The sequence below is a fragment of the Pseudomonas sp. WS 5059 genome (genome assembly GCF_012985525.1).
Classification (GTDB): domain Bacteria; phylum Pseudomonadota; class Gammaproteobacteria; order Pseudomonadales; family Pseudomonadaceae; genus Aquipseudomonas.
The window spans coordinates 117474-137826 of record NZ_JAAQWO010000008.1 but is presented as its reverse complement, the minus strand read 5'-3'; the positions used below and the strand labels follow the sequence as shown (position 1 = coordinate 137826).

Annotated in this window: 21 protein-coding genes and 1 tRNA gene; 13 read left to right on the top strand and 9 right to left on the bottom strand. The window is 60.2% G+C overall.

What is annotated here, in order from left to right; all coding sequences use genetic code 11:
* Positions 1-11: 11 nt before the first annotated feature.
* Both prpB and HBO12_RS22935 read right to left on the bottom strand, forming a co-directional pair.
* A complete protein-coding gene (gene prpB / locus HBO12_RS22940) occupies positions 12-905 on the bottom strand; it encodes a methylisocitrate lyase (protein WP_169954256.1) in 894 nt (297 codons plus the stop codon).
* Entirely contained in the window at positions 902-1612 is a 711-nt protein-coding gene (locus HBO12_RS22935; protein WP_170043297.1) for a GntR family transcriptional regulator, read from the bottom strand. The genes prpB and HBO12_RS22935 overlap by 4 nt, the downstream gene beginning before the upstream one ends.
* Before the next feature lie 272 nt (positions 1613-1884).
* On the opposite strand from HBO12_RS22935, the gene rloA reads away from it, so the two are divergent.
* The 4 genes from rloA (at position 1885) to pabB (ending at position 6402) form a co-directional block, all read left to right on the top strand.
* The gene (gene rloA, locus HBO12_RS22930; RefSeq protein WP_038442340.1) at positions 1885-2421 is read left to right on the top strand and encodes a retropepsin-like aspartic peptidase RloA; all 537 of its coding nucleotides are present in this window, start codon (positions 1885-1887) and stop codon (positions 2419-2421) included.
* A gap of 5 nt (positions 2422-2426) precedes the next feature.
* Entirely contained in the window at positions 2427-3959 is a 1533-nt protein-coding gene (gene rloB, locus HBO12_RS22925; protein WP_169954258.1) for an osmotic stress tolerance membrane protein RloB, read from the top strand.
* The gene (locus HBO12_RS22920) at positions 3959-4945 is read left to right on the top strand and encodes an alpha-L-glutamate ligase-like protein (RefSeq protein WP_169954259.1); all 987 of its coding nucleotides are present in this window, start codon (positions 3959-3961) and stop codon (positions 4943-4945) included. Before rloB ends, HBO12_RS22920 begins: the two co-directional genes overlap by 1 nt.
* Before the next feature lie 113 nt (positions 4946-5058).
* Entirely contained in the window at positions 5059-6402 is a 1344-nt protein-coding gene (gene pabB, locus HBO12_RS22915; RefSeq protein WP_169954260.1) for an aminodeoxychorismate synthase component I, read from the top strand.
* A gap of 244 nt (positions 6403-6646) precedes the next feature.
* Here pabB and thrH read toward each other — a convergent pair whose 3' ends face one another.
* Complete coding sequence (thrH, locus tag HBO12_RS22910; protein ID WP_029298307.1) at positions 6647-7264, bottom strand: bifunctional phosphoserine phosphatase/homoserine phosphotransferase ThrH; 618 nt, start codon at positions 7262-7264, stop codon at positions 6647-6649.
* A 154-nt stretch (positions 7265-7418) separates the two neighbouring features.
* On the opposite strand from thrH, the gene HBO12_RS22905 reads away from it, so the two are divergent.
* The 3 genes from HBO12_RS22905 to HBO12_RS22895 all read left to right on the top strand — a co-directional run bounded on the left by HBO12_RS22905 (position 7419) and on the right by HBO12_RS22895 (position 10926).
* Positions 7419-8153: a phosphoadenylyl-sulfate reductase gene (locus HBO12_RS22905; RefSeq protein WP_057960355.1), complete on the top strand. Its 735-nt coding sequence runs from the start codon at positions 7419-7421 to the stop codon at positions 8151-8153.
* Between the two features lie 500 nt (positions 8154-8653).
* Positions 8654-10183, top strand: coding sequence for an NCS1 family nucleobase:cation symporter-1 (locus tag HBO12_RS22900; protein ID WP_170043296.1), 1530 nt, complete (start codon positions 8654-8656; stop codon positions 10181-10183).
* A 14-nt stretch (positions 10184-10197) separates the two neighbouring features.
* On the top strand, positions 10198-10926 hold the full coding sequence (locus HBO12_RS22895) for an aspartate/glutamate racemase family protein (RefSeq protein WP_170043295.1): 729 nt from the start codon (positions 10198-10200) through the stop codon (positions 10924-10926).
* Positions 10927-10940: 14 nt separating this feature from the next.
* Here the strand turns inward: HBO12_RS22895 and HBO12_RS22890 are convergent, their stop codons facing one another.
* Together HBO12_RS22890 and HBO12_RS22885 are read right to left on the bottom strand one after the other, a co-directional pair.
* A complete protein-coding gene (locus HBO12_RS22890; RefSeq protein ID WP_463671620.1) occupies positions 10941-11414 on the bottom strand; it encodes an anti-virulence regulator CigR family protein in 474 nt (157 codons plus the stop codon).
* A 76-nt stretch (positions 11415-11490) separates the two neighbouring features.
* A complete protein-coding gene (locus HBO12_RS22885; RefSeq protein ID WP_169954265.1) occupies positions 11491-12414 on the bottom strand; it encodes a LysR family transcriptional regulator in 924 nt (307 codons plus the stop codon).
* Between the two features lie 125 nt (positions 12415-12539).
* On the opposite strand from HBO12_RS22885, the gene HBO12_RS22880 reads away from it, so the two are divergent.
* A complete protein-coding gene (locus HBO12_RS22880) occupies positions 12540-13286 on the top strand; it encodes a 3-oxoacyl-ACP reductase family protein (protein ID WP_170043293.1) in 747 nt (248 codons plus the stop codon).
* 61 nt (positions 13287-13347) lie between these two features.
* Here the strand turns inward: HBO12_RS22880 and HBO12_RS22875 are convergent, their stop codons facing one another.
* Positions 13348-14037 (bottom strand): HAD-IA family hydrolase, encoded by a 690-nt coding sequence (locus tag HBO12_RS22875; protein ID WP_170043292.1) that lies wholly within the window; start codon positions 14035-14037, stop codon positions 13348-13350.
* A gap of 115 nt (positions 14038-14152) precedes the next feature.
* Here HBO12_RS22875 and HBO12_RS22870 point away from each other — a divergent pair, with 115 nt between their 5' ends.
* Both HBO12_RS22870 and HBO12_RS22865 read left to right on the top strand, forming a co-directional pair.
* Positions 14153-14509, top strand: coding sequence for a DUF2784 domain-containing protein (locus HBO12_RS22870; protein WP_169954268.1), 357 nt, complete (start codon positions 14153-14155; stop codon positions 14507-14509).
* Positions 14510-14604: 95 nt separating this feature from the next.
* Entirely contained in the window at positions 14605-15264 is a 660-nt protein-coding gene (locus tag HBO12_RS22865; protein WP_262377058.1) for an aminopeptidase P family protein, read from the top strand.
* 5 nt (positions 15265-15269) lie between these two features.
* Here the strand turns inward: HBO12_RS22865 and HBO12_RS22860 are convergent, their stop codons facing one another.
* Positions 15270-16280: an alpha/beta hydrolase family protein gene (locus HBO12_RS22860; protein ID WP_170043291.1), complete on the bottom strand. Its 1011-nt coding sequence runs from the start codon at positions 16278-16280 to the stop codon at positions 15270-15272.
* A gap of 144 nt (positions 16281-16424) precedes the next feature.
* Positions 16425-16514 (bottom strand) — tRNA-Ser (locus HBO12_RS22855).
* A 333-nt stretch (positions 16515-16847) separates the two neighbouring features.
* Here HBO12_RS22855 and HBO12_RS22850 point away from each other — a divergent pair.
* The 3 genes from HBO12_RS22850 to HBO12_RS22840 all read left to right on the top strand — a co-directional run bounded on the left by HBO12_RS22850 (position 16848) and on the right by HBO12_RS22840 (position 19527).
* Positions 16848-17537 carry a crotonase/enoyl-CoA hydratase family protein gene (locus HBO12_RS22850; RefSeq protein WP_169956995.1) on the top strand — a complete coding sequence of 230 codons (690 nt, stop codon included), beginning with the start codon at positions 16848-16850 and terminating at the stop codon, positions 17535-17537.
* 216 nt (positions 17538-17753) lie between these two features.
* Positions 17754-18476: a 1-acylglycerol-3-phosphate O-acyltransferase gene (locus HBO12_RS22845; RefSeq protein ID WP_170043290.1), complete on the top strand. Its 723-nt coding sequence runs from the start codon at positions 17754-17756 to the stop codon at positions 18474-18476.
* A gap of 79 nt (positions 18477-18555) precedes the next feature.
* Complete coding sequence (locus tag HBO12_RS22840) at positions 18556-19527, top strand: magnesium and cobalt transport protein CorA (RefSeq protein WP_169956993.1); 972 nt, start codon at positions 18556-18558, stop codon at positions 19525-19527.
* Positions 19528-19551: 24 nt separating this feature from the next.
* Here the strand turns inward: HBO12_RS22840 and HBO12_RS22835 are convergent, their stop codons facing one another.
* Positions 19552-20274, bottom strand: coding sequence for an amidotransferase (locus tag HBO12_RS22835; protein WP_169956992.1), 723 nt, complete (start codon positions 20272-20274; stop codon positions 19552-19554).
* Positions 20275-20353 lie beyond the last annotated feature (79 nt).

Below are 20353 nucleotides of genomic sequence, written 5' to 3'. Positions count from 1 at the left end.
AGGCGCTGCGCTTATTTCTTGGCGGCGAACAGCGCGTCGAGCTTCTGCTCGAAGGTGTGGTAGTCAATGCGATCGTAAAGCTCCATGCGGGTTTGCATGGTGTCGATCACGTTCTGTTGGGTGCCGTCGCGACGGATCGCGGTGTAGACGTTCTCGGCGGCCTTGTTCATGGCGCGGAATGCCGACAACGGGTACAGCACGATGGAAACATCGGCAGATTTCAACTGTTCGGTGGTGTACAGCGGCGTCGCGCCGAATTCCGTGATGTTGGCCAGGATCGGCGCCTTCACACGGGAGGCGAACAGCTTGTACATCTCCAGCTCGGTGATGGCCTCGGGGAAGACCATGTCGGCGCCGGCCTCGATGCACGCGGCAGCGCGTTCCAGGGCAGACTCCAGGCCTTCCACGGCCAGGGCGTCGGTGCGCGCCATGATCACGAAGCTGTCATCGGTGCGGGCATCCACGGCAGCCTTGATGCGGTCGACCATTTCCTGCTGCGAGACGATTTCCTTATTCGGGCGATGGCCGCAGCGCTTGGCGCCCACCTGGTCTTCGATATGGATCGCGGCGGCGCCGAACTTGATCATCGACTTGACGGTACGCGCCACGTTGAACGCCGAGGAACCGAAACCGGTGTCCACGTCCACCAGCAGCGGCAGGTCGCATACGTCGGTGATCCGGCGCACGTCGGTCAGCACGTCATCCAGGCCGGTGATGCCCAGGTCCGGCACCCCCAGGGAGCCCGCGGCGACACCGCCACCAGACAGGTAAATGGCCTTGAAACCGGCGCGCTTGGCCAGCAAGGCATGGTTGGCGTTGATCGCGCCAACCACTTGCAGCGGGTGTTCGCTGGCTACCGCATCACGGAAACGCTGGCCTGGGGTGCTGTTTTTATCGGAACTCATGACTCACCTCTCGAGGGGGCGCCGTCGGGGAAGTGACGGGCGATATTGCGTTTGGAAGCGCCGATATGACGGCGCATCAACAACTCGGCCAGTTCACCGTCGCGATCGGCAATCGCGTCAAGAATGCGGTGATGCTCGGCAAATGCCTGGCGTGGACGATTGGGGGTGGCGGAGAACTGGATGCGGTACATGCGCACCAGTTGATACAGCTCGCCGCACAGCATCTGGGTCAAGGTGCGGTTACGCGCGCCCTGGATGATCCGGTAGTGAAAGTCGAAGTCGCCTTCCTGCTGGTAATAGCCAACACCGGCCTGGAACGCAGCATCGCGCTCGTGGGTGTGCAGGACCTGGCGCAGCTCCTCGATTTCTGCGTCGCTCATGCGCTCGGCGGCCAGGCGGCAGGCCATGCCTTCGAGGGATTCGCGGATTTCGTAGAGTTCCACCAGTTCCGCCTGGCTCAGGGACACCACCCGCGCGCCGACATGGGGCACGCGCACCAGCAGGCGCTGGCCTTCCAGGCGGTGGATCGCCTCGCGCAACGGGCCACGGCTGATGCCGTAGGTGCGCGCCAGCTCAGGCTCAGAGATCTTGCTGCCGGGGGCTATCTCGCCCTTGACGATGGCGGCCTGGATACGACGGAAGACGTTCTCGGACATCGTCTGGGAATCGTCCTGCCCTGCCACCGGAATTTCCAGCTGATCCAGCATGATTGTCGACACCTTTAAAAGCAATGCCGCAAAAACTAGCCAATCAGCCCCTGATAGTCAAAGAATAAATGCACATTGTCGACAATCGTCTAATAACCCGCCCTGCACGCGACAAGGCATGGCCGGCTGCCAGCGCTGGCGCCAGAAAACCTTCATGTTAGAATGCCCGCCGCATTTGCCTGACATCTCCGGATGAAAAGGCGCACGAGGGAGCTTGCGCAGCAATGCCAGTCGCCTTGAATCAAACATCGCACTGCACCGCCTCAGGATCTATGAGACTCAAGCCCTTCCCCCTATTGTTCTGCCTACTGATGTTTCCGGGCCTTGGCATCGCTGCCGAGAAGACGGTTTACGGCCTCAATGAATACGCCAAGCTGGCGGGCATTGACTTGGAAGTCGCCGCCAAGCTCGACACCGGCGCCAAGACTGCGTCCTTGAGTGCCCGGGATATCAAGCGCTTCAAGCGCAATGGTGAGTCCTGGGTCCGCTTCTACCTGGCCATAGACACCGCCCATTCGCACCCCATCGAGCGCCCCCTGGCCCGCGTCAGCAAGATCAAGCGTCGCGCCGGCGACTACGACCCCGATGAGGACAAGAACTACACCGCCCGTCCGGTGATTGCCCTGGACATCTGCATGGGCACCGCTTTACGCAGCATCGAAGTGAACTTGACTGACCGCAGCGCCTTCCAATATCCGCTGCTGATCGGCTCCGAAGCCTTGAAACGCTTTGATGCGCTGGTCGACCCCAGTCTTAAATACGCAGCGGGCAAACCTGCCTGCGCCACCGACGCTCATACCGCCGAGTAATTCCAATGCGCTCTCTTACTATGCACCTGAAGATTCTGATCGCCGTCCTGGTGGTACTGGGCATTTCGGTCACGGCCTATCAGATCTTCGTCCTCGGCATCCCGGTGACCGAAGACGCCACTGACGACCTGTGGAACATCGACGCCAAGGTCGAGTTCGTCGCCAATGCCAAGGACCCGGTCAAGGTCCAGATGTTCGTGCCGCCCCTGAGCCGCGACTTCGTCAGCCTCAATGAGAGCTTCATCTCCAATAACTATGGGGTGAGCGTCAACCGCATCGACGGCAACCGCAAGGTCACCTGGTCGGCCCGGCGCGCCAAGGGCAACCAGACCCTCTACTACCGCCTGGTGCTGACCAAGCGCTACAGCGGCGAGAAGGTCAAGGTCAAGGGCCCGACCTTCCGCGACAGCATTGCCGTGGAAGGCCCGGAAAAAATCGCCGCCGAGGCCCTGCTGGCACCGATCCGCCAGCACTCGGCCGATGTCGAGACGTTTATCAGCGAAGCCATCAAGCGCACCAACAACCTTAACGACGATAACGTCAAGCTGCTGCTGGCGGGCGATCCGTCGACGCCCCACAAGGCCAAGATCGTCGAGTTACTGCTGTCCATAGCCCACGTGCCGGTAGAAAAAGTCCACACCATCCGCCTGGTGGCCGACCAACCGCAAACCCCGGAGCTGTGGCTGCGCAGCTTCAATGGCAACGACTGGCTGTACTTCAACCCGGAAACCGGCGAACAGGGCCTGCCCTCGGACCGCCTGCTGTGGTGGACCGGCGATGAAAACCTGATCACCGTCGATGGCGGCAAGAAAGCCGCCGTGACCTTCAGCCTGAACAACAGCGAGATGAACGCGATCCGCCTGGCCAAGCTGACGGACGAGAACACCGACGCCAACTTCCTCGAATACTCGCTCTACGGCCTGCCGCTGCAAACCCAGCAGACCTTCATGATCATGGTGATGATCCCCATTGGCGTGCTGGTGATCCTGATTCTGCGCAACCTGATCGGCCTGCAAACCCTGGGTACATTCACCCCGGTACTGATCGCCCTGGCATTTCGCGAGACGCAGCTGGGCTTTGGCATCGTGCTGTTTACCGTGATTACGGCGCTCGGGCTGTCGCTGCGCTCGTACCTGGAGCACTTGAAGTTGCAGATGCTGCCGAGGCTGTCGGTGGTGCTGACCTTCGTCGTGGTGCTGATTGCGGCCATCAGCCTGTTCAGCCACAAGCTGGGCCTGGAACGCGGCCTGTCGGTGGCGCTGTTCCCGATGGTGATCCTGACCATGACCATCGAACGCCTGTCCATCACCTGGGAAGAGCGCGGTGGCGGCCATGCGATGAAAGTCGCGATTGGCACCCTGTTCGCCGCGTCCCTGGCCCACATCATCATGAGCGTGCCGGAGCTGATCTACTTCGTGTTCACCTTCCCGGCGATCCTGTTGATCCTGGTGGGCTTCATGCTGGCCATGGGTCGCTATCGTGGCTATCGCCTGACCGAGCTGGTGCGTTTCAAGGCCTTCCTCAAGGCTGATTCGTAATGTTCGGGTTCTGGAAGACCTGGAAGGCCCTGGAGGCGCGGGGCATCATGGGCATCAACCGGCGTAATGCCGACTACGTGCTCAAGTACAACAAGCGCAGCCTGTATCCGATTGTCGATGACAAGATCATCACCAAGGAGCGGGCGATTGCGGCCGGGATCCATGTGCCAGAGATGTACGGGATCATTTCCACCGAAAAAGAAATCGACAAGCTCGACGAAATCATTGGTGGCCGTAGCGATTTCGTGATCAAGCCGGCCCAGGGCGCCGGCGGCGACGGCATCCTGGTGATCGCCGACCGCTTTGAAGGGCGCTATCGCACCGTGTCCGGCAAGATCATCAGCCACGAGGAAATCGAGCACCAGATCTCCAGCATCCTCACCGGCCTGTATTCCCTGGGCGGCCACCGTGACCGCGCACTCATCGAGTACCGCGTGGTGCCCGACCAGATCTTCAAGAGCATCAGCTACGAAGGCGTGCCGGATATCCGCATCATCGTGTTGATGGGCTACCCGGTGATGGCCATGCTGCGCTTGCCGACCCGCCAGTCCGGCGGCAAGGCCAACCTGCACCAGGGCGCGATTGGTGTCGGTGTGGACCTGGCCACCGGCCTGACCCTGCGCGGCACCTGGCTGAACAACATCATCACCAAGCACCCCGACACCACCAACGCGGTGGACGGTGTGCAACTGCCCAACTGGGACGGTTTCATGAAACTCGCCGCCGGCTGCTACGAGTTGTGCGGGCTGGGTTACATCGGCGTGGACATGGTGCTGGACCAGGAAAAAGGCCCGCTGATCCTGGAACTCAATGCCCGGCCGGGGCTGAATATCCAGATCGCCAACGATTGCGGCCTGACCTTGCGTACCCATGCGGTAGAAGCTCGCCTTGAAGAGCTGAAGGCGGCGGGCGTGACGGAAACGGCTGAAGAACGCGTGCGGTTTGCCCAGGAAATGTTTGGGCATATTCCACCGGTACAAGGCTGAATAACCCACCCGGCCGCGCCCCTCAACCAACAATCCCCGACATCCCCTCTAGGAGCAAATCCTACAGGGGACTACAATCCCCTCCCCCGCGCCCATGGCTGATACACCCCCGCATGTCGACCTGCTCCGTACACCCGCTGCCCTACCACGCCAACCCCGCCGAGTATTTTGCGGCGATCCGCCATGCGCCTGGCGCCGTGCTGCTGGACAGTGGCCGGCCGGCAGCCGAGCGTGGTCGTTATGACCTGCTCAGCGCCTGGCCGGAAGCAACGTTGGCGGTGTGGCCGGATGAAAGCGGTAGCGATTTCCTGGAGCGTCTGAGGGAAAACCTGACGCTGCTGGGTGACGCCAGCCTGCCCGCGCCTTATGAACTACCGTTTGCCGGCGGCTTGATCGGCTACCTGAGCTACGACTTTGGCCGCCACCTGGAACAACTCCCGCAGCAGGCAATCGATGACATCGGCCTGCCCGACGCACGTTTTGGCCTCTACTCCTGGGCGTTGATCAGCGACCACCAGGCACGCACCAGCCAATTGGTGTTCCACCCGAAACTGCCGCAAAGCGAACGGCAAAGGCTGCTGGACCTGTTCCGCCACCCTGCCGCCCACACCCCGGCCAGCTTCAAGCTGCACAGCCGAATGACCCCAGACCTGAGCGCCGCCGCCTATGAACAGGCCCTGGCGCGGATCCAGGACTATATCCAGGCGGGTGACTGTTACCAGGTCAACTTTGCCCAACGCTTTCGCGCGGCGTGCAACGGCGATCCCTGGGTCGCCTATTGCGCCTTGCGGGCCGCCTGCCCGACGCCGTTCTCGGGCTTCCAGAGCCTGCCGGATGACGGCGCGGTCGTAAGCCTGTCACCGGAACGCTTCGTGCGGATCAGCCAGCGCCAGGTGGAAACCCGCCCGATCAAGGGCACCCGCCCCCGAGGGCGAACACCCAACGAGGATGCAGCCAACGCCGCCGAACTCCTGGCCAGCCCCAAGGATCGGGCAGAGAACCTGATGATCGTCGATCTGCTGCGCAATGATCTGGGGCGCACCTGCCGCACCGGCTCGGTCAAGGTGCCGGAGCTGTTCAGCCTGGAAAGCTACCCGAATGTGCATCACCTGGTAAGCAGCGTCACGGGCGAGTTGGCTGACGACAAAGACGCCCTGGACCTGATCGCCGGCAGCTTCCCCGGCGGCTCGATTACCGGCGCACCGAAGATCCGTGCAATGCAGATCATCGACGAACTGGAACCGACCCGGCGCGGGCTGTACTGCGGCTCGCTGCTATACCTTGACGTACGCGGCGAGATGGACAGTTCCATCGCCATCCGCAGCCTGCTGGTCAAGGACGGCCAGGTCTGTTGCTGGGGTGGCGGCGGGATCGTCGCCGATTCCCAGTGGCAAGAGGAGTACCAGGAATCGATGACCAAGGTGCGGGTGTTGCTGGAGACGCTGGAAGGGCTGTAAACGCATATCCCAGGGAAAGAACCTGAATCGACCGCCGTGGACCGTGCTGGAGCGCAACGATAGCGTCTGATCACATGGCGCAACTGCTTGTTGCCCTTATCGTTTTATCGCTTGCGCCGTTGAAGCACAGCCCTTTTTCGAGGACCTCATGGTAAGCAAGCCCACCTTCGACTGCGTTCCCAAAGGATAAACACGGTCGAAGGTGGGCTTGCTGGCGATGAGGCATCCAGCCCCGCTAAATCACTTACAGGCTCAACGAACGATTCGAAGCCTTGATGAACTCCCGCTTCAAGTCCTCAAAGGTATGCACCGCCGGAAATTGCGGGAACTCGCGGATCACGTTTTCCGGTGCATGGAACAGAATCCCACGGTCCGCCTCACCGAGCATGGTGGTGTCGTTGTAGGAATCGCCCGCAGCGATGACCCGGTAGTACAGGGTCTTGAAGGCCAGCACCGACTGGCGCTTGGGGTCTTTCTGGCGCAATTGATAGCTCACCACCCGGTCATTTTCATCGGTAATCAGGCGGTGGCAAAGAAGGGTCGGGAAGCCCAGTTGACGCATCAACGGCTGGGAAAACTCATAGAAGGTGTCCGACAGGATCACCACCTGGAAGCGCTCGCGCAGCCAATCGACGAACTCGATCGCACCTTCCAGCGGCTTGAGCGTGGCAATCACTTCCTGGATATCCGACAGCTTCAAGCCGTGCTCGTCGAGAATCCGCAGGCGCTGCTTCATCAGCACGTCGTAGTCGGGAATGTCCCGGGTGGTGGCCCGCAAGGATTCAATACCGGTTTTTTCAGCGAAGGCGATCCAGATTTCCGGAACCAGCACCCCTTCCAGGTCGAGACAGGCAATTTCCACAAGACACTCCCATTTGGATTTTTTTTCAGTTGAGCGAGCAAAAGGACTGCCGAACTCTAGCGATTCGCGCTGGCCGCCGCAACGCAGGGCGGATTTTGTTAACATCCCACTCCTATAGAGCGCTCAGCGCCACTGACCTGTAGGAACCGTCCTGATGAACCAAGCCTTCGACGTCGCTGAACTCGCCGCGACCTATGCCAACAAGTCCGCCCAGGACATCCTCAAGCTGGCGTTCAGCCAGTTCGGCGATGACCTGTGGATTTCCTTCAGCGGTGCCGAGGACGTGGTGCTGGTGGATATGGCCTGGAAACTCAACAAGAACGTCAAGGTCTTCAGCCTCGACACCGGCCGCCTGCACCCGGAGACCTACCGGTTTATCGAGCAGGTGCGCGACTTCTACAAGATCGATATCGAATTGATCTCGCCAGACCAGAGCAAGCTGGAACCCTTCGTCAAGGAAAAGGGCCTGTTCAGCTTCTACAAAGACGGCCATGGCGAATGCTGCGGCGTGCGCAAGATCGAACCCCTGCGCCGCAAGCTCAGCGGCGTACGCGCCTGGGCCACCGGCCAGCGCCGCGACCAGAGCCCCGGCACTCGCAGCCAGGTGGCGGCCCTGGAAGTCGATAGCGCGTTCTCCACGCCCGAGCGCACCCTCTACAAGTTCAACCCCCTGGCACAAATGACCAGCGAAGAAATCTGGGGTTATATCCGCATGCTCGAACTGCCTTACAACAGCCTGCACGAACGCGGGTTTATCAGCATCGGCTGCGAGCCCTGCACCCGCCCGGTGCTACCGAACCAGCACGAGCGCGAAGGCCGCTGGTGGTGGGAAGAGGCAACCCAGAAGGAATGTGGGCTGCACGCGGGAAATATCATCAGCAAGGCCTGAAGCCTGGCCTGCCAAGAATGTCGCAACAAGCTCGTGTGGGAGCTGGCTTGCCCGTGATCGCATCACCTCGGTGTAATTGAATACCGGGATGATGCGATCGCAGGCAAGCCAGCTCCCACATTTGTTTCCATCGACCATGAAACCTGTACACACAAACGTTACAACCAGTGCCATTTTTGTGTGCACTTTAATGATTACGCACCGAAAAGTTACAACCTGTTTTTGCCTACTTCCTACATATTCCATTCCCAAAATCTTGCAAAAAAATAAATACCTGTTCAAACGGTCAATTTATAATTGTTTAAATTCAGCTAATTATTAGTAACCCCTGCAAAAACGAAATTAGCCTAACTTTTTATAGATGAAAACCTGGCACACAAGTGGCTAAGGGAGTTGAAGTCTTTGTATACAACTTCAACAACAACCTTCATACACTTTGTGTCTGCACGCTAGCCGCGCCTTACCCACGCGCTCGCTGCAGATGCCAGGAGCCTGCCGGAATGCGTACAACTCTGCCCAACACTCTCGCACTGGATCTGCCCTCCTCCACAGCAATGCCCACGGCCTCCAACCTCGGGCCACTGGTACTCAGCCCGCGCCTGCACAACAAGGACCTGGCACCCACCAAGGCCGAAGGCCGGCGCTGGGGTGGCTATAGCATTTTTGCCCTGTGGACCAACGATGTGCACAACATCGCCAACTATTCATTCGCCATCGGCTTGTACGCCCTGGGCCTGGGTGGCTGGCAGATTCTGCTGTCCCTGGGGATCGGCGCGGCGCTGGTGTATTTCTTTATGAACTTGTCGGGTTACATGGGCCAGAAAACCGGCGTGCCATTCCCGGTGATCAGCCGGATCAGTTTTGGCATCTATGGCGCGCAAATACCTGCGCTGATCCGGGCCGTGATCGCGATCGCCTGGTTCGGGATTCAAACCTACCTCGCATCAGTGGTGTTCCGCGTGCTGTTGGTGGCGATTCATCCAGGGTTCGCCGACTACGACCACAACTCGATCCTCGGCCTCTCCACCTTGGGCTGGGCCTGTTTTGTGATGATCTGGTTCGTGCAACTGGTGATCCTGGCCTACGGCATGGAAATGGTCCGGCGCTACGAGGGCTTTGCCGGCCCGGTGATCCTGCTGACCGTTGCGGCGCTGGCCGGCTGGATGTATTTCCAGGCAAGCGGCACTATCGCCTGGTCGATCCGCGAGCCCCTGAGCGGTGGCGAGATGTGGCGCAATATCTTTGCCGGCGGCGCCTTGTGGCTGGCGATCTACGGCACCCTGATCCTCAACTTCTGCGACTTCGCCCGCTCATCGCCCTGCCGCAAGACCATCAAGGTCGGCAACTTCTGGGGCCTGCCGGTGAACATCCTGGTGTTCGCGATCATCACCATCCTGTTGTGCGGCGGGCAGTTCCAACTCAATGGCCAGGTGATCGAAAGCCCCACCCAGATCATCGCGGCCATTCCCAACACCTTCTTCCTGGTGCTGGGCTGCCTGGCATTCCTGATCGTTACCGTGGCGGTAAACATCATGGCCAACTTCGTTGCCCCAGCCTTTGTGTTGAGCAACCTGGCGCCCAAGTATCTGAATTTCCGGCGTGCGGGGCTGATCAGCGCGTTCCTCGCGGTGCTGATCCTGCCGTGGAATCTCTACAACAGCCCGCTGGTGATTGTGTACTTCCTCTCCGGCCTGGGTGCGCTGCTGGGCCCGCTGTATGGCGTGATCATGGTGGATTACTGGCTGATCCGTAAGGGCCGGATCGACGTGCCGCAGCTGTACAGCGAGGACCCCAACGGGACGTATTACTACAGCCGTGGGGTGAACATGCGGGCGGTCGCCGCGTTTGTCCCGGCTGCGGTGATTGCCATTGTGCTGGCGCTGTTGCCGGGTTTTGCCAGTGTCTCGCCGTTCTCCTGGCTGTTTGGCGCGGGGATTGCCGGGGTGCTGTATCGGCTGATCGCCAAGCGCCAGCCGTTCTATGCCGATATCAGCGGCGAGAGCATCGCTGTCGACAACGTCAATCATTGATCAGGGAGCATTCCATGCGCATTCTCGTCGTCAACGTCAACACCACCGAATCCATCACCCAAGCCATCGCCCAACAGGCGCGCAGCGTTGCGGCAGCGGGCACCGAAATTGTCGGCCTGACCCCGTTTTTCGGCGCCGAGTCGGTGGAAGGCAATTTTGAAAGCTACCTGGCAGCCATCGCGGTGATGGACCGGGTGATGGCCTACGACCAGCCATTCGATGCGGTCATCCAGGCCGGCTATGGCGAACATGGCCGCGAAGGCCTGCAGGAACTGTTGAACGTGCCGGTGGTGGATATCACCGATGCCGCCGCCAGCACCGCGATGTTCCTTGGCCATGCTTACTCGGTGGTCACCACGCTGGACCGCACAGTGCCGCTGATCGAAGACCGGCTCAAGCTTTCCGGGCTGTTTGAGCGCTGCGCCTCGGTGCGCGCCAGCGGTATGGCGGTGCTGGAACTGGAGGAACACCCGCTGCGGGCCATGGAGGCCATCGTGCGCCAGGCCGAGCTGGCCATCAGCGAAGACAAGGCCGAGGTGATCTGCCTGGGTTGCGGCGGCATGGCCGGGCTCGATGAGCAGATCCGCCAGCGCACCGGCGTGCCGGTGGTCGATGGCGTGACTGCAGCGGTAACCCTGGCCGAATCCTTGGTGAGGCTGGGGTTGTCGACGTCGAAGGTGCGCACCTATGGAACACCCCGGCCAAAGACCATCATCGGCTGGCCTGGCAGGTTCGCACGCTGAATCGCCGATCTCGATCAGTTCAAGACGTCATTGAGCACTTCATAAATGATCCCGGTGGCAATCGTCACCAGGATCAGGTTGGTGCCAGCCTGCTGCCATTCGTAGCCGTCGTAATGGGGCAGGCGCCCCAACAGGCGTCCATCGAGTTTCTTGGCGATTCCCGGTGGCAGGGGTTTGCCACGGGCCAGGTTTTTCTGGATGCCTCGCGGCAGGGACGAACCACCGCGCCAGTAGTCGCGGCTGTCACCAAGGATTACCCGCACACCCCCGATATCAATTTGCGGGCCGCTGTAATGGGCGCCTGCACCCTTCTTGCCACCACCCTGGACCTGATTACCCTGGCCGCCACCCTTATTGCCATGGGCACTGCCTTTGTCCTTGCCGTTGCCATTGCCATTGCCATTGCCGGGATCGGCCAGCAGCGCCGGGGAGCCTGCAATCAACGCCAGGCTGGTAAATACGAGTAAAGCGCGTGATATGGACATGATCGGTCTCGACAGTCGCAAGCCCCATTGGCCCGTATCAGCTTAGAACACTAGCGGGCAGCAAGTTCAGCAGTGAGTGCTATACCGCGCTGAACCGCTGCGCCAACTGCTGCTGGGCAAACTGCTCGAGGATGAAGTCGACGAACACTCGGGTCTTGCCCGGCAGCAGTTTGTGCTCGGCGTAGTACAGGGAGATGTTGCCGTCATCGACGTACCAGTCGGGCAGCACCCGCACCACGGCACCACTGTCGAGGAACGGCACGGCCATCGGCATGCTGACCAGGGCAATCCCCAGGCCTTGGGTGCAGGCGCAGCACGCGGCTTCGGAGTCGCCCATGGTCATGCGTGGCTTGAGCATCAGGGGCCGCTGTTCGCGGGCGCGGTTGGTCAGTTGCCAAGTGCGCACGCGGCCGGTTTGCGGCGAGCGAATCAGGATGCCATTGCACAAGCCCAGGTCTTCGGGAACACGCACGGGCAGGCGCTTGGCCAGGTAATCGGGCGAGGCCACCAGAATCCGGTGGGCCGGGGTCAACTTGCGTGCGACCACGCCCTGGGGTAGCTCGAACCCGCCGCCGATGGCGGCGTCGAAGCCCTGGCCGATCAGGTCGACCTGGCGATTATCAAAATGCCAATCAGGGCTGATATCGGGAAAGCGCCGCAAAAACTCCGCCAGCAACGGCACCACATAACGGTTGCCAAATACCGTGCCCATACTCACCTTGAGCGTGCCCACCGGCCGGCCTTCGGCGCTGGCCAGGTTGGCCACGGCATTCTGGATGGTGGTAAGGCTGGCGCTGACCTCTTGCAGGAACAACTTGCCGGCTTCGGTCAATGTGAGCCGCCGGGTGCTGCGCTGGAACAGCCGCACGCCTAAACGCGCCTCAAGCTTGGCCACGCTTTTGCCGACGGCCGCCGGCGTCAGGCTCAGGTGCCGCGCCGCTTCGGCAAAGCTGCCGCCTTCGGCGCTGCGCACGAAGCATTCGATACTGCCGAAGCTCTCCATACCACCTCACTCTAAACTTTTGGTTTACACAGACTATAGCAATCACGGTCTACCGAGGGATGCCCGCGAGGTCGATACTCGGCAACAACACAAGGCATTCGCGCCTTGCCTGATTGGAGATCGACATGACCACGCAAAATCTCAGCGGCAAAGTTGCCTTGATCCAGGGCGGTTCCCGCGGTATCGGCGCCGCCATCGTCAAGCGCCTGGCCGCGCAAGGTGCAGCCGTTGCCTTTACTTACGTCAGCTCTGCCGACAAGGCCCAGGCCCTGCAGGACAGTGTGATCAACGATGGCGGCAAGGCCCTGGCGATTCACGCCGACAGCGCCGATGCCGTGGCCATTCGCAATGCGGTCAACGCCACGGTCGAAGCGTTCGGGCGCCTGGACATCCTGGTGAACAACGCCGGGGTGCTGGCGGTCGGCCCGCTGGAAGAGTTCAAACTGGAAGACTTTGACCAGACCCTGGCCATCAACGTGCGCAGCGTGTTTATCGCCACCCAGGAAGCGGCGCGGCACATGGGCGAAGGGGGTCGTATCATTAATATCGGCAGCACCAACGCCGAGCGCATGCCCTTCGCCGGCGGCGGCCCGTATGCCATGAGCAAGGCCGCGCTGGTGGGCTTGACCAAAGGCCTGGCGCGCGACCTGGGGCCACGGGGAATTACCATCAACAACGTGCAGCCGGGCCCGGTGGACACCGATATGAACCCGGCCAACAGTGAGTTTGCCGAGAGCCTGATTGGCTTAATGGCGGTGGGCCGTTATGGGCAGGTGGCAGAGATCGCCAGCTTTGTTGCCTACCTGGCAGGGCCTGAGGCGGGCTATATCACCGGGGCCAGCTTGACTATTGATGGTGGCTTTAGCGCCTGATTGCAGTGTGCTATCGGGCGCCATCGCCGGCCGCCGGCGCCTACGCAGGCGCCGATAGCTTTCAGCGCATCGGTGGCAGGCCGTAGGCCGCCAGGTCGAAGTCCGCGAGTTTGCGGATGATCTGGTCGGCATGAGCGTACTTGCTGTCAGCCATGGCCTCATCAGGCACGGCGATGGCCGTCATGTTCGCGGCCTTGGCTGCGGTCACGCCAAACGGTGAGTCTTCAAACACCAGGCAATCCTCGGGCGCAACGCCCAGGCGGCGGGCAGCGGTGAGGAAGATGTCTGGCGCAGGCTTGGCTGCGCCGACTTCCGGGTCGTCGGCGGTGACGATGGTGCCGAACAGGCCAAACCACTCCCGGTGCAGCGTGGTCTTGTGGCCAAACGAATTGCGCGACGAACTGGTGCCCACGGCTATGGGGATATTGTGCGCACTTAAATGCCGCACCAACGCCTCGGCGCCCGGCATGCCCAGCGCCTTGGGAAAACGCTCGCTCATCAACGGCTCACGGATGCGCAGGAACTCCTCGGGAGTGATCGGCAAGTCCAGCGCCTTGACCACATACTCGGCCAGGTCCTGGGCGCCACGGCCGATGATGTGCTGCTTGATGCCCCAGTCGTAGGTACGGCCATAGCGTTCGGCAATGATCTGCGTGACTTGGGTATAGATGCCTTCAGTGTCCAGCAACAACCCGTCCATATCGAAAATCACGGCCTTGATCGGGCCGACAGCAGTACGCGATGCGCTCATCACAAAAGATCCGTGGCAAAGGACTAAAAGGATTCAGCACAATAACGGCCCTGCCAGCCTGCAAGCAACCCATTATCCCTTAGACTGGCGCCCTAACCGTTCAAGCGAACCCGATATGCTTTTGCGCATTGCCGCCGACAGCCTGGTGCTGTTTCACCTGTGTTTTATCCTGTTTGTGCTGTTCGGTGGCCTGCTCGCCCTGCGCTGGCGCCGAGTCATCTGGCTGCACCTGCCCGCCGCCGCCTGGGGCATGGCCGTCGAGTTCTTCCACCTGCCCTGCCCCCTGACCCGCTGGGAAAACCTGCTGCGCCACCTCGCCGGGCAAGAAGGTTATGGCGCGGGTTTTATCGAGCACTACATCATTGCCCTGATCTATCCGGCAGGGCTGACACCCCAGATCCAACTGGGCCTGGGCGCCCTGGTCCTGCTGATCAATATTGCGGTGTATACGCGCCTGGCCAGGCGCTCGTAGCCTGGCTTCGTTGCATGCATGGGTATCCCGATCACTACTGCTCGCTATATAGTAAAAGATATAGCGATTAGCCAATAAAAATCGAGGATACCCCGTTGAACGCACCTTCGAAGGAAGCCGTGGGCGCCGCCTACAGCATCGACTCCATGCGCCACGCCCAAGCCATGACCTGGCGCGCCATCGAGCAATTGTCCCAGCAGATCCGCCCCGGCATACTCGAATCCCAAGCCCGGGAACTGGGCAAGCAGGTGCTTGCCGATCTGGACATGCAACGCATCTGGCACCCGCTGCTGGTGCGATTTGGCGCCAACACCCTCAAGACCTTCAAGCAACGCTCCGACGGCGACCCGGTACTGGCCGAGAACGACATCTTCTTTATCGACATGGGCGCAGTGTGGCAGGGCCATGAAGGCGACGCCGGCGCCACCTTCACCACCGGCAGCGACCCACAAATGGCCGCCTGTGCCAGCGCAGCCAAAGCGCTGTTCGAGCGGGTGCAGTTGCGCTGGAAAACCGAAAAAGTCGTCGGCCTTGAGCTCTATCGCTATGCCCAAGAACAGGCCCGGGACATGGGCTGGGAACTGAACCTAAGCATCAAGGGGCACCGCGTCAGCGACTTCCCCCATGCCATCCACCGTGGCGGCGACCTGGGGGATTTCGAACATTACCCCAATGAAGGGCTGTGGATCCTGGAGATTCAGATTGCCCACCCGAGCAAGGCTTATGGGGCGTTTTATGAGGATTTGCTGGCCTAGCCTGTTTAACGAGCCAGAAATTCAACAATCAGGGAAGTGACCTGCTGCTGGATCACCTCACGCGGGCGGGCACCTTCGCCATCGCGGCAGATCATGCCGTCGCCTGGCGAGCTTTTTTCAATCAGCGCCTCCCCGCCCGGCTTGCACACGGCCATAAAACTGAAGTGAGTGGCGTCGCTGATTTCGACATAGCGCGTCGATGCCGGGGGCAGGCGCTTGGCCAAGTCAGCAGACTCCAACTCAGCGGGAAGCTCTGTTGAGGGCACGCCCGCAGCAATCACCAACGTCGGCACCGGCAACGCCGCCAGGCTTTGATCGGTAAACCCACGCGACAGGCCCAGGTCCAGCGAAACAATGGCAGTGACCCGCTTGTCACTCAAATCCTCTGCCAACGGCGCCTGCGCGGGGTTCAACTGCTGGTAGACCGCGCAAGGGGCCAACTGCCGGTGAACCTTGCAGTCCTGGGAAAAACGCTCAGGGTCGAAACGGGCACCGGCGACTTCCAGCGCCGTCCAACCACCCAGCGAATGACCCACCACTGCAATTCGGCCGGGCAGCACCTCGCCAAACTGGTTTGGCTGCGCCAGCACCGCGTCGATAGCGCGGCGGATATCCACCGGCCGCTGCCATAACTGCGCGGCGGCACGAGCGCTGCGGTCCTTACTGGTAGTGCCAGGATGATTGACCGCCGCCACGATAAAACCCCGCTGGGCCAACGCACTGGCCAACCACTCCTGATTGCCCCAACTGCCGCCGAAACCGTGGGAAAGCACCACCAACGGATGCTCACCCACCGCCGCAGGCGCATTACGCACGGCCAGGGCACTGAAAAACACCGGGTTGTCGTCGATCACCTTTGGCGTGGCGGTAGTGGAGCTGGGATACCAGACCATCATCTCCAGCGGGCGCTCGTTGTTGGGGTCTGGCAAGGTCGAGGCTTGGAAGCCGACAGGGTTACTGGCAAAAACGGTGGAAGTAACGCAGGTAAGGAGCAGAGCGATTAGGGCTGCTTTCAATGGGAATCTTCCTTGATGGAATGCAATGCACGGCAGACACTGCGCGTGTGGCCACATTATTCCCATATCACTGATTTTCATGCAGCAAAAACCACAAACCCCCGGCTTTCTCTAGGAAAACCGGGGGTTTGTGTTTGTAGAATGTGGCGGTGAAGGAGAGATTCGAACTCTCGATACAGTTTCCTGTATACACACTTTCCAGGCGTGCTCCTTAAGCCACTCGGACACTTCACCGTATCTCGTCAAACTGATTCAGTCTGTCGAGGCGCGCTAATGTAGTCGAAAGCTTTTCCGATGGCAAAGGTTTTTTTCAGAATTTTCATGCGCTTAGACGGTTATCCCATGCCGCCTCCCTCTGGCACGGCGTGGAGGGCGGCGATTGTGCCATTCTCAAGGCGTGTCGGTATGGGGCCAAGGTGGCTGGCGAGCCCTGACGTAGCCTACTCTGGGCCGGGAGGTTGGGAAAAGTCTGACTGGCCAGTCAGTCATGGCGCTTTACCGGGGCGGCCATGCTGGGTAACGTCTGCGGCCTGCCCTTCTATTAAACGTATTACAAGGAATCGCGTCATGAGTGAGTTGATTGCCTACCACCTCGAAGACGGTATCGCGACCCTGACCTTGAGCAACGGTAAGGTCAATGCCATTTCCCCTGCCGTGGTCAGTGCGTTTAATGAAGCGCTGGACCAGGCCGAGAAGGATCGCGCGGTGGTGATTATCACCGGTACGCCGGGGATTCTGTCGGGTGGTTATGATTTGAAGGTGATGACGGCCGGCCCTAAAGAGGCGGTCAGCCTGGTGACGTCGGGTTCGACCCTGGCGCGTCGCCTGTTGTCGCACCCGTTTCCGGTGATTGTCGCGTGCCCTGGGCATGCGGTGGCAAAGGGGGCGTTCCTGTTGCTGTCGGTCGATTACCGGATTGGTGTCGAGGGGCCCTTTAGCATTGGTCTGAATGAAGTGATGATCGGCATGACCATGCACCATGCCGGGATTGAACTGGCCCGCGATCGCCTGCGTAAGTCGGCGTTTCATCGTTCGGTGATCAATGCCGAGATGTTCACCCCGCAGGACGCCTTGAGCGCCGGTTTCCTCGATAAGGTGGTGGCACCCGAAGAGCTGCAAGCCGCGGCCCTGGAAGCGGCGCGGCAGTTGAAGAAGATCAATATGAACGCCCACAAGCAAACCAAGTTGAAGGTGCGTAAAGCCCTGCTGGATCTGCTGGATAACGCGATCATTCAGGACCAGGAACATCTGGGCTGAGTCTCCCGAGACCGCATCAAACAAAGCCCGACCCTGTGTCGGGCTTTTTCTTACAGTGCGTTCTGAATCACCTTGCAACCGCTCTAGATGGCATCTGTCTCCATCTGCTGAAACATGTACTTAAACATCGCCCATCTCCTACCTCTACAGGGGTAATTGCCGAATACAGTGCACGTCCGTACACTGCGCCACCTTTTGTCCCGATGGTCCGTGTCGATGCTCTATTGTTTACGCATGTTATTGATGGGCCTGCATTTTCTGATTGCCGGTGTGCTGGGCGTGCTGCTGGGGATCTGCCGGCCGTTCAATCCGGATAACAGCCGCCTGTGCGCACGCCTGTATGCTCTGCCGGCCATGTGGATCCTGCGGCTGCGGGTCAAGCCGCAAGTGGACTCGCTGCGCAACAAGCCGAGCAGTTGCGTGATTATTGCCAACCACCAGTCCAACTATGATTTGTTCGTGTTCGGCAATGTGGTGCCCTATCGCACCGTGTGCATCGGCAAAAAAAGCCTGAAGTGGGTGCCACTGTTCGGGCAACTGTTCTGGCTGGCGGGCAATGTGTTGATTGACCGGGGCAATGCGCAGAAGGCGCGGCGGTCGATGTTGACCACCACCCATACCCTGCAACACGAAGAAACCTCGATCTGGGTGTTTCCGGAAGGCACACGCAACCTGGGTGAATCGTTGCTGCCGTTCAAGAAGGGCGCGTTCCAAATGGCGATTGCCGCCGGAGTGCCGATTGTGCCGGTGTGCGTCAGTACCTATGTGACGCAGATGAAGCTCAATCGCTGGAACAGTGGCGATATCTTGATCCGGTCATTGGCGCCGATTCCTACAACAGGATTGACGATGGATGACATGCCCGGGCTGATGGAGAAGTGCCGGACGCAAATGGTCGAGTGCATTGAAGCCATGGATAAAACACTGCAAAAAACCTGACGGCAAGCCGGCTCCTACAATGTGGCGTTTCAGGCTAAGCTGGCCGGTTACTGCCACTTGTGAAGAAGCGATCAGCATTATGGGTAGAGTTGTTGCGGCGGCCGTCTATAGCGCCGGTAAAAAAGTCCGGGATATCACCCTCGATGAAGGCGCCGCCTGGGCGGCCAAGCCTGATCACTTTGTATGGATCGGCCTGGAAGAGCCCGACGCCCAGGAACTGGCCAACCTGCAACGCCAGTTCAACCTGCATGAACTGGCCATCGAAGACGCCCTCGAAAAACACAGCCGGCCGAAGCTGGAAACCTTTGGCGACGCACTGTTTATCGTGACTTATTCGCCGGTGCGCCATGAAGGCAAGCTGGAGTTTATCGAGACCCATATTTTTGCCGGCAACGGCTATATCATCACCGCGCGCAACGGCCACTCGGCGTCCTACGGCTATGTACGCCAGCGCTGTGAGGCGCGGCCGCTACTGCTGGAGCACGGGGAAGATTTCGTACTCTATGCCCTGCTGGATTTTGTCACCGAAAACTACCAGCCCGTGAGTGAGGCGATTCATGCCGAGATCGATGCGCTGGAGCACAACGTGTTGTGCAACTCCCTGAACGAGCGCGATATCCAGAACCTGCACGGCCTACGCCGCGACGTACTGCGGCTGCGCCGGCATGTGGCGCCAATGGTGGAAATCAGCGAGGAATTGCAAAAGCTGAGCTTCCCGTTTATCGACAAGAACATGCGCCCATACTTTCGCGATGTAGAGATCCACGTCACGCGGCAGATGGAAGACCTTTCGACCCTGCGCGACATCGCCAGCCAGACCATCGAGATCGGCGTGCTGCTCGAAGCCTCGCGCCAGAGCGTAGTGCAGCGCAAGTTTGCAGCCTGGGCGGCGATCCTCGCATTCCCCACGGCGGTGGCCGGGATCTATGGGATGAACTTCCAGAACATGCCGGAACTGCAATGGCACTACGGCTATTTTGCGGTGCTGGGATTTATCGCGGTGGGGTGTACGGGCCTGTGGGCCAGCTTCAAGCGCTCGGGGTGGCTGTAACCTGCCCACCCCGGCCGGCCGGGGTCAGGCGACCTGCGGCTTGTGGGCTACAAAACGCATCATCCATTCCGCCACGGTTACCCCGTGGTGGTCATGGGCAAGGCTGGCGACGCCCTGCTGGTAGATCTGTTCGCCAAGGTTGAGCTGGCGAATGTCGAGCAAGGCCCGGGAGTAATCGTGGATAAACTCCGGATGCCCCTGGAAGCACAGCACCTGATCATTGATGTGATAAGCGGCAAACGGGCAGAAATCGCTGGAAGCGATCACCGTGGCGTTTTCCGGCAAGGCGGTGACCTGGTCCTGATGGCTGATCAATAGGGTCAGTTCTTCTACCACCGGGCTCATCCACGGCGCCTTGGCGGCCAATTGATAGTTGTGCGTGCCCACGCCCCAGCCCTGGCTCGCCCGCTCGCTCTTGCCGCCCAGCAACAGCGCCAGCAGTTGATGGCCGAAACAGATGCCGAGCAGCTTGTCGCCCCGCTCGTAACGGTTCAGCAGGTAGGCCTTGAGGGTTTCGATCCACGGATCGGTAGCGAAGGAATCCGCCTTGCTGCCCGTGACCAGGTACGCGTCGAACACTTCGCTGTCCGCCGGGTAGTGGCCTTGCATCACGTTGTAGACGACGAATTCGGCGGCAATCGGCTGCTGCGAAAACAGGCGCTGGAACATCTGCCCGTAACCTTGATATTGATCGACCAGTTCCGGACGCAGGATATCGGTTTCCAGAATGCAGACGCGTAGCGACATAAAAAATACCTGACACGGTGATGGGAATAACGCACACCCGCCAGCCTGCCCTGAAATACCCTTTCAAGGCAAGCCCCCA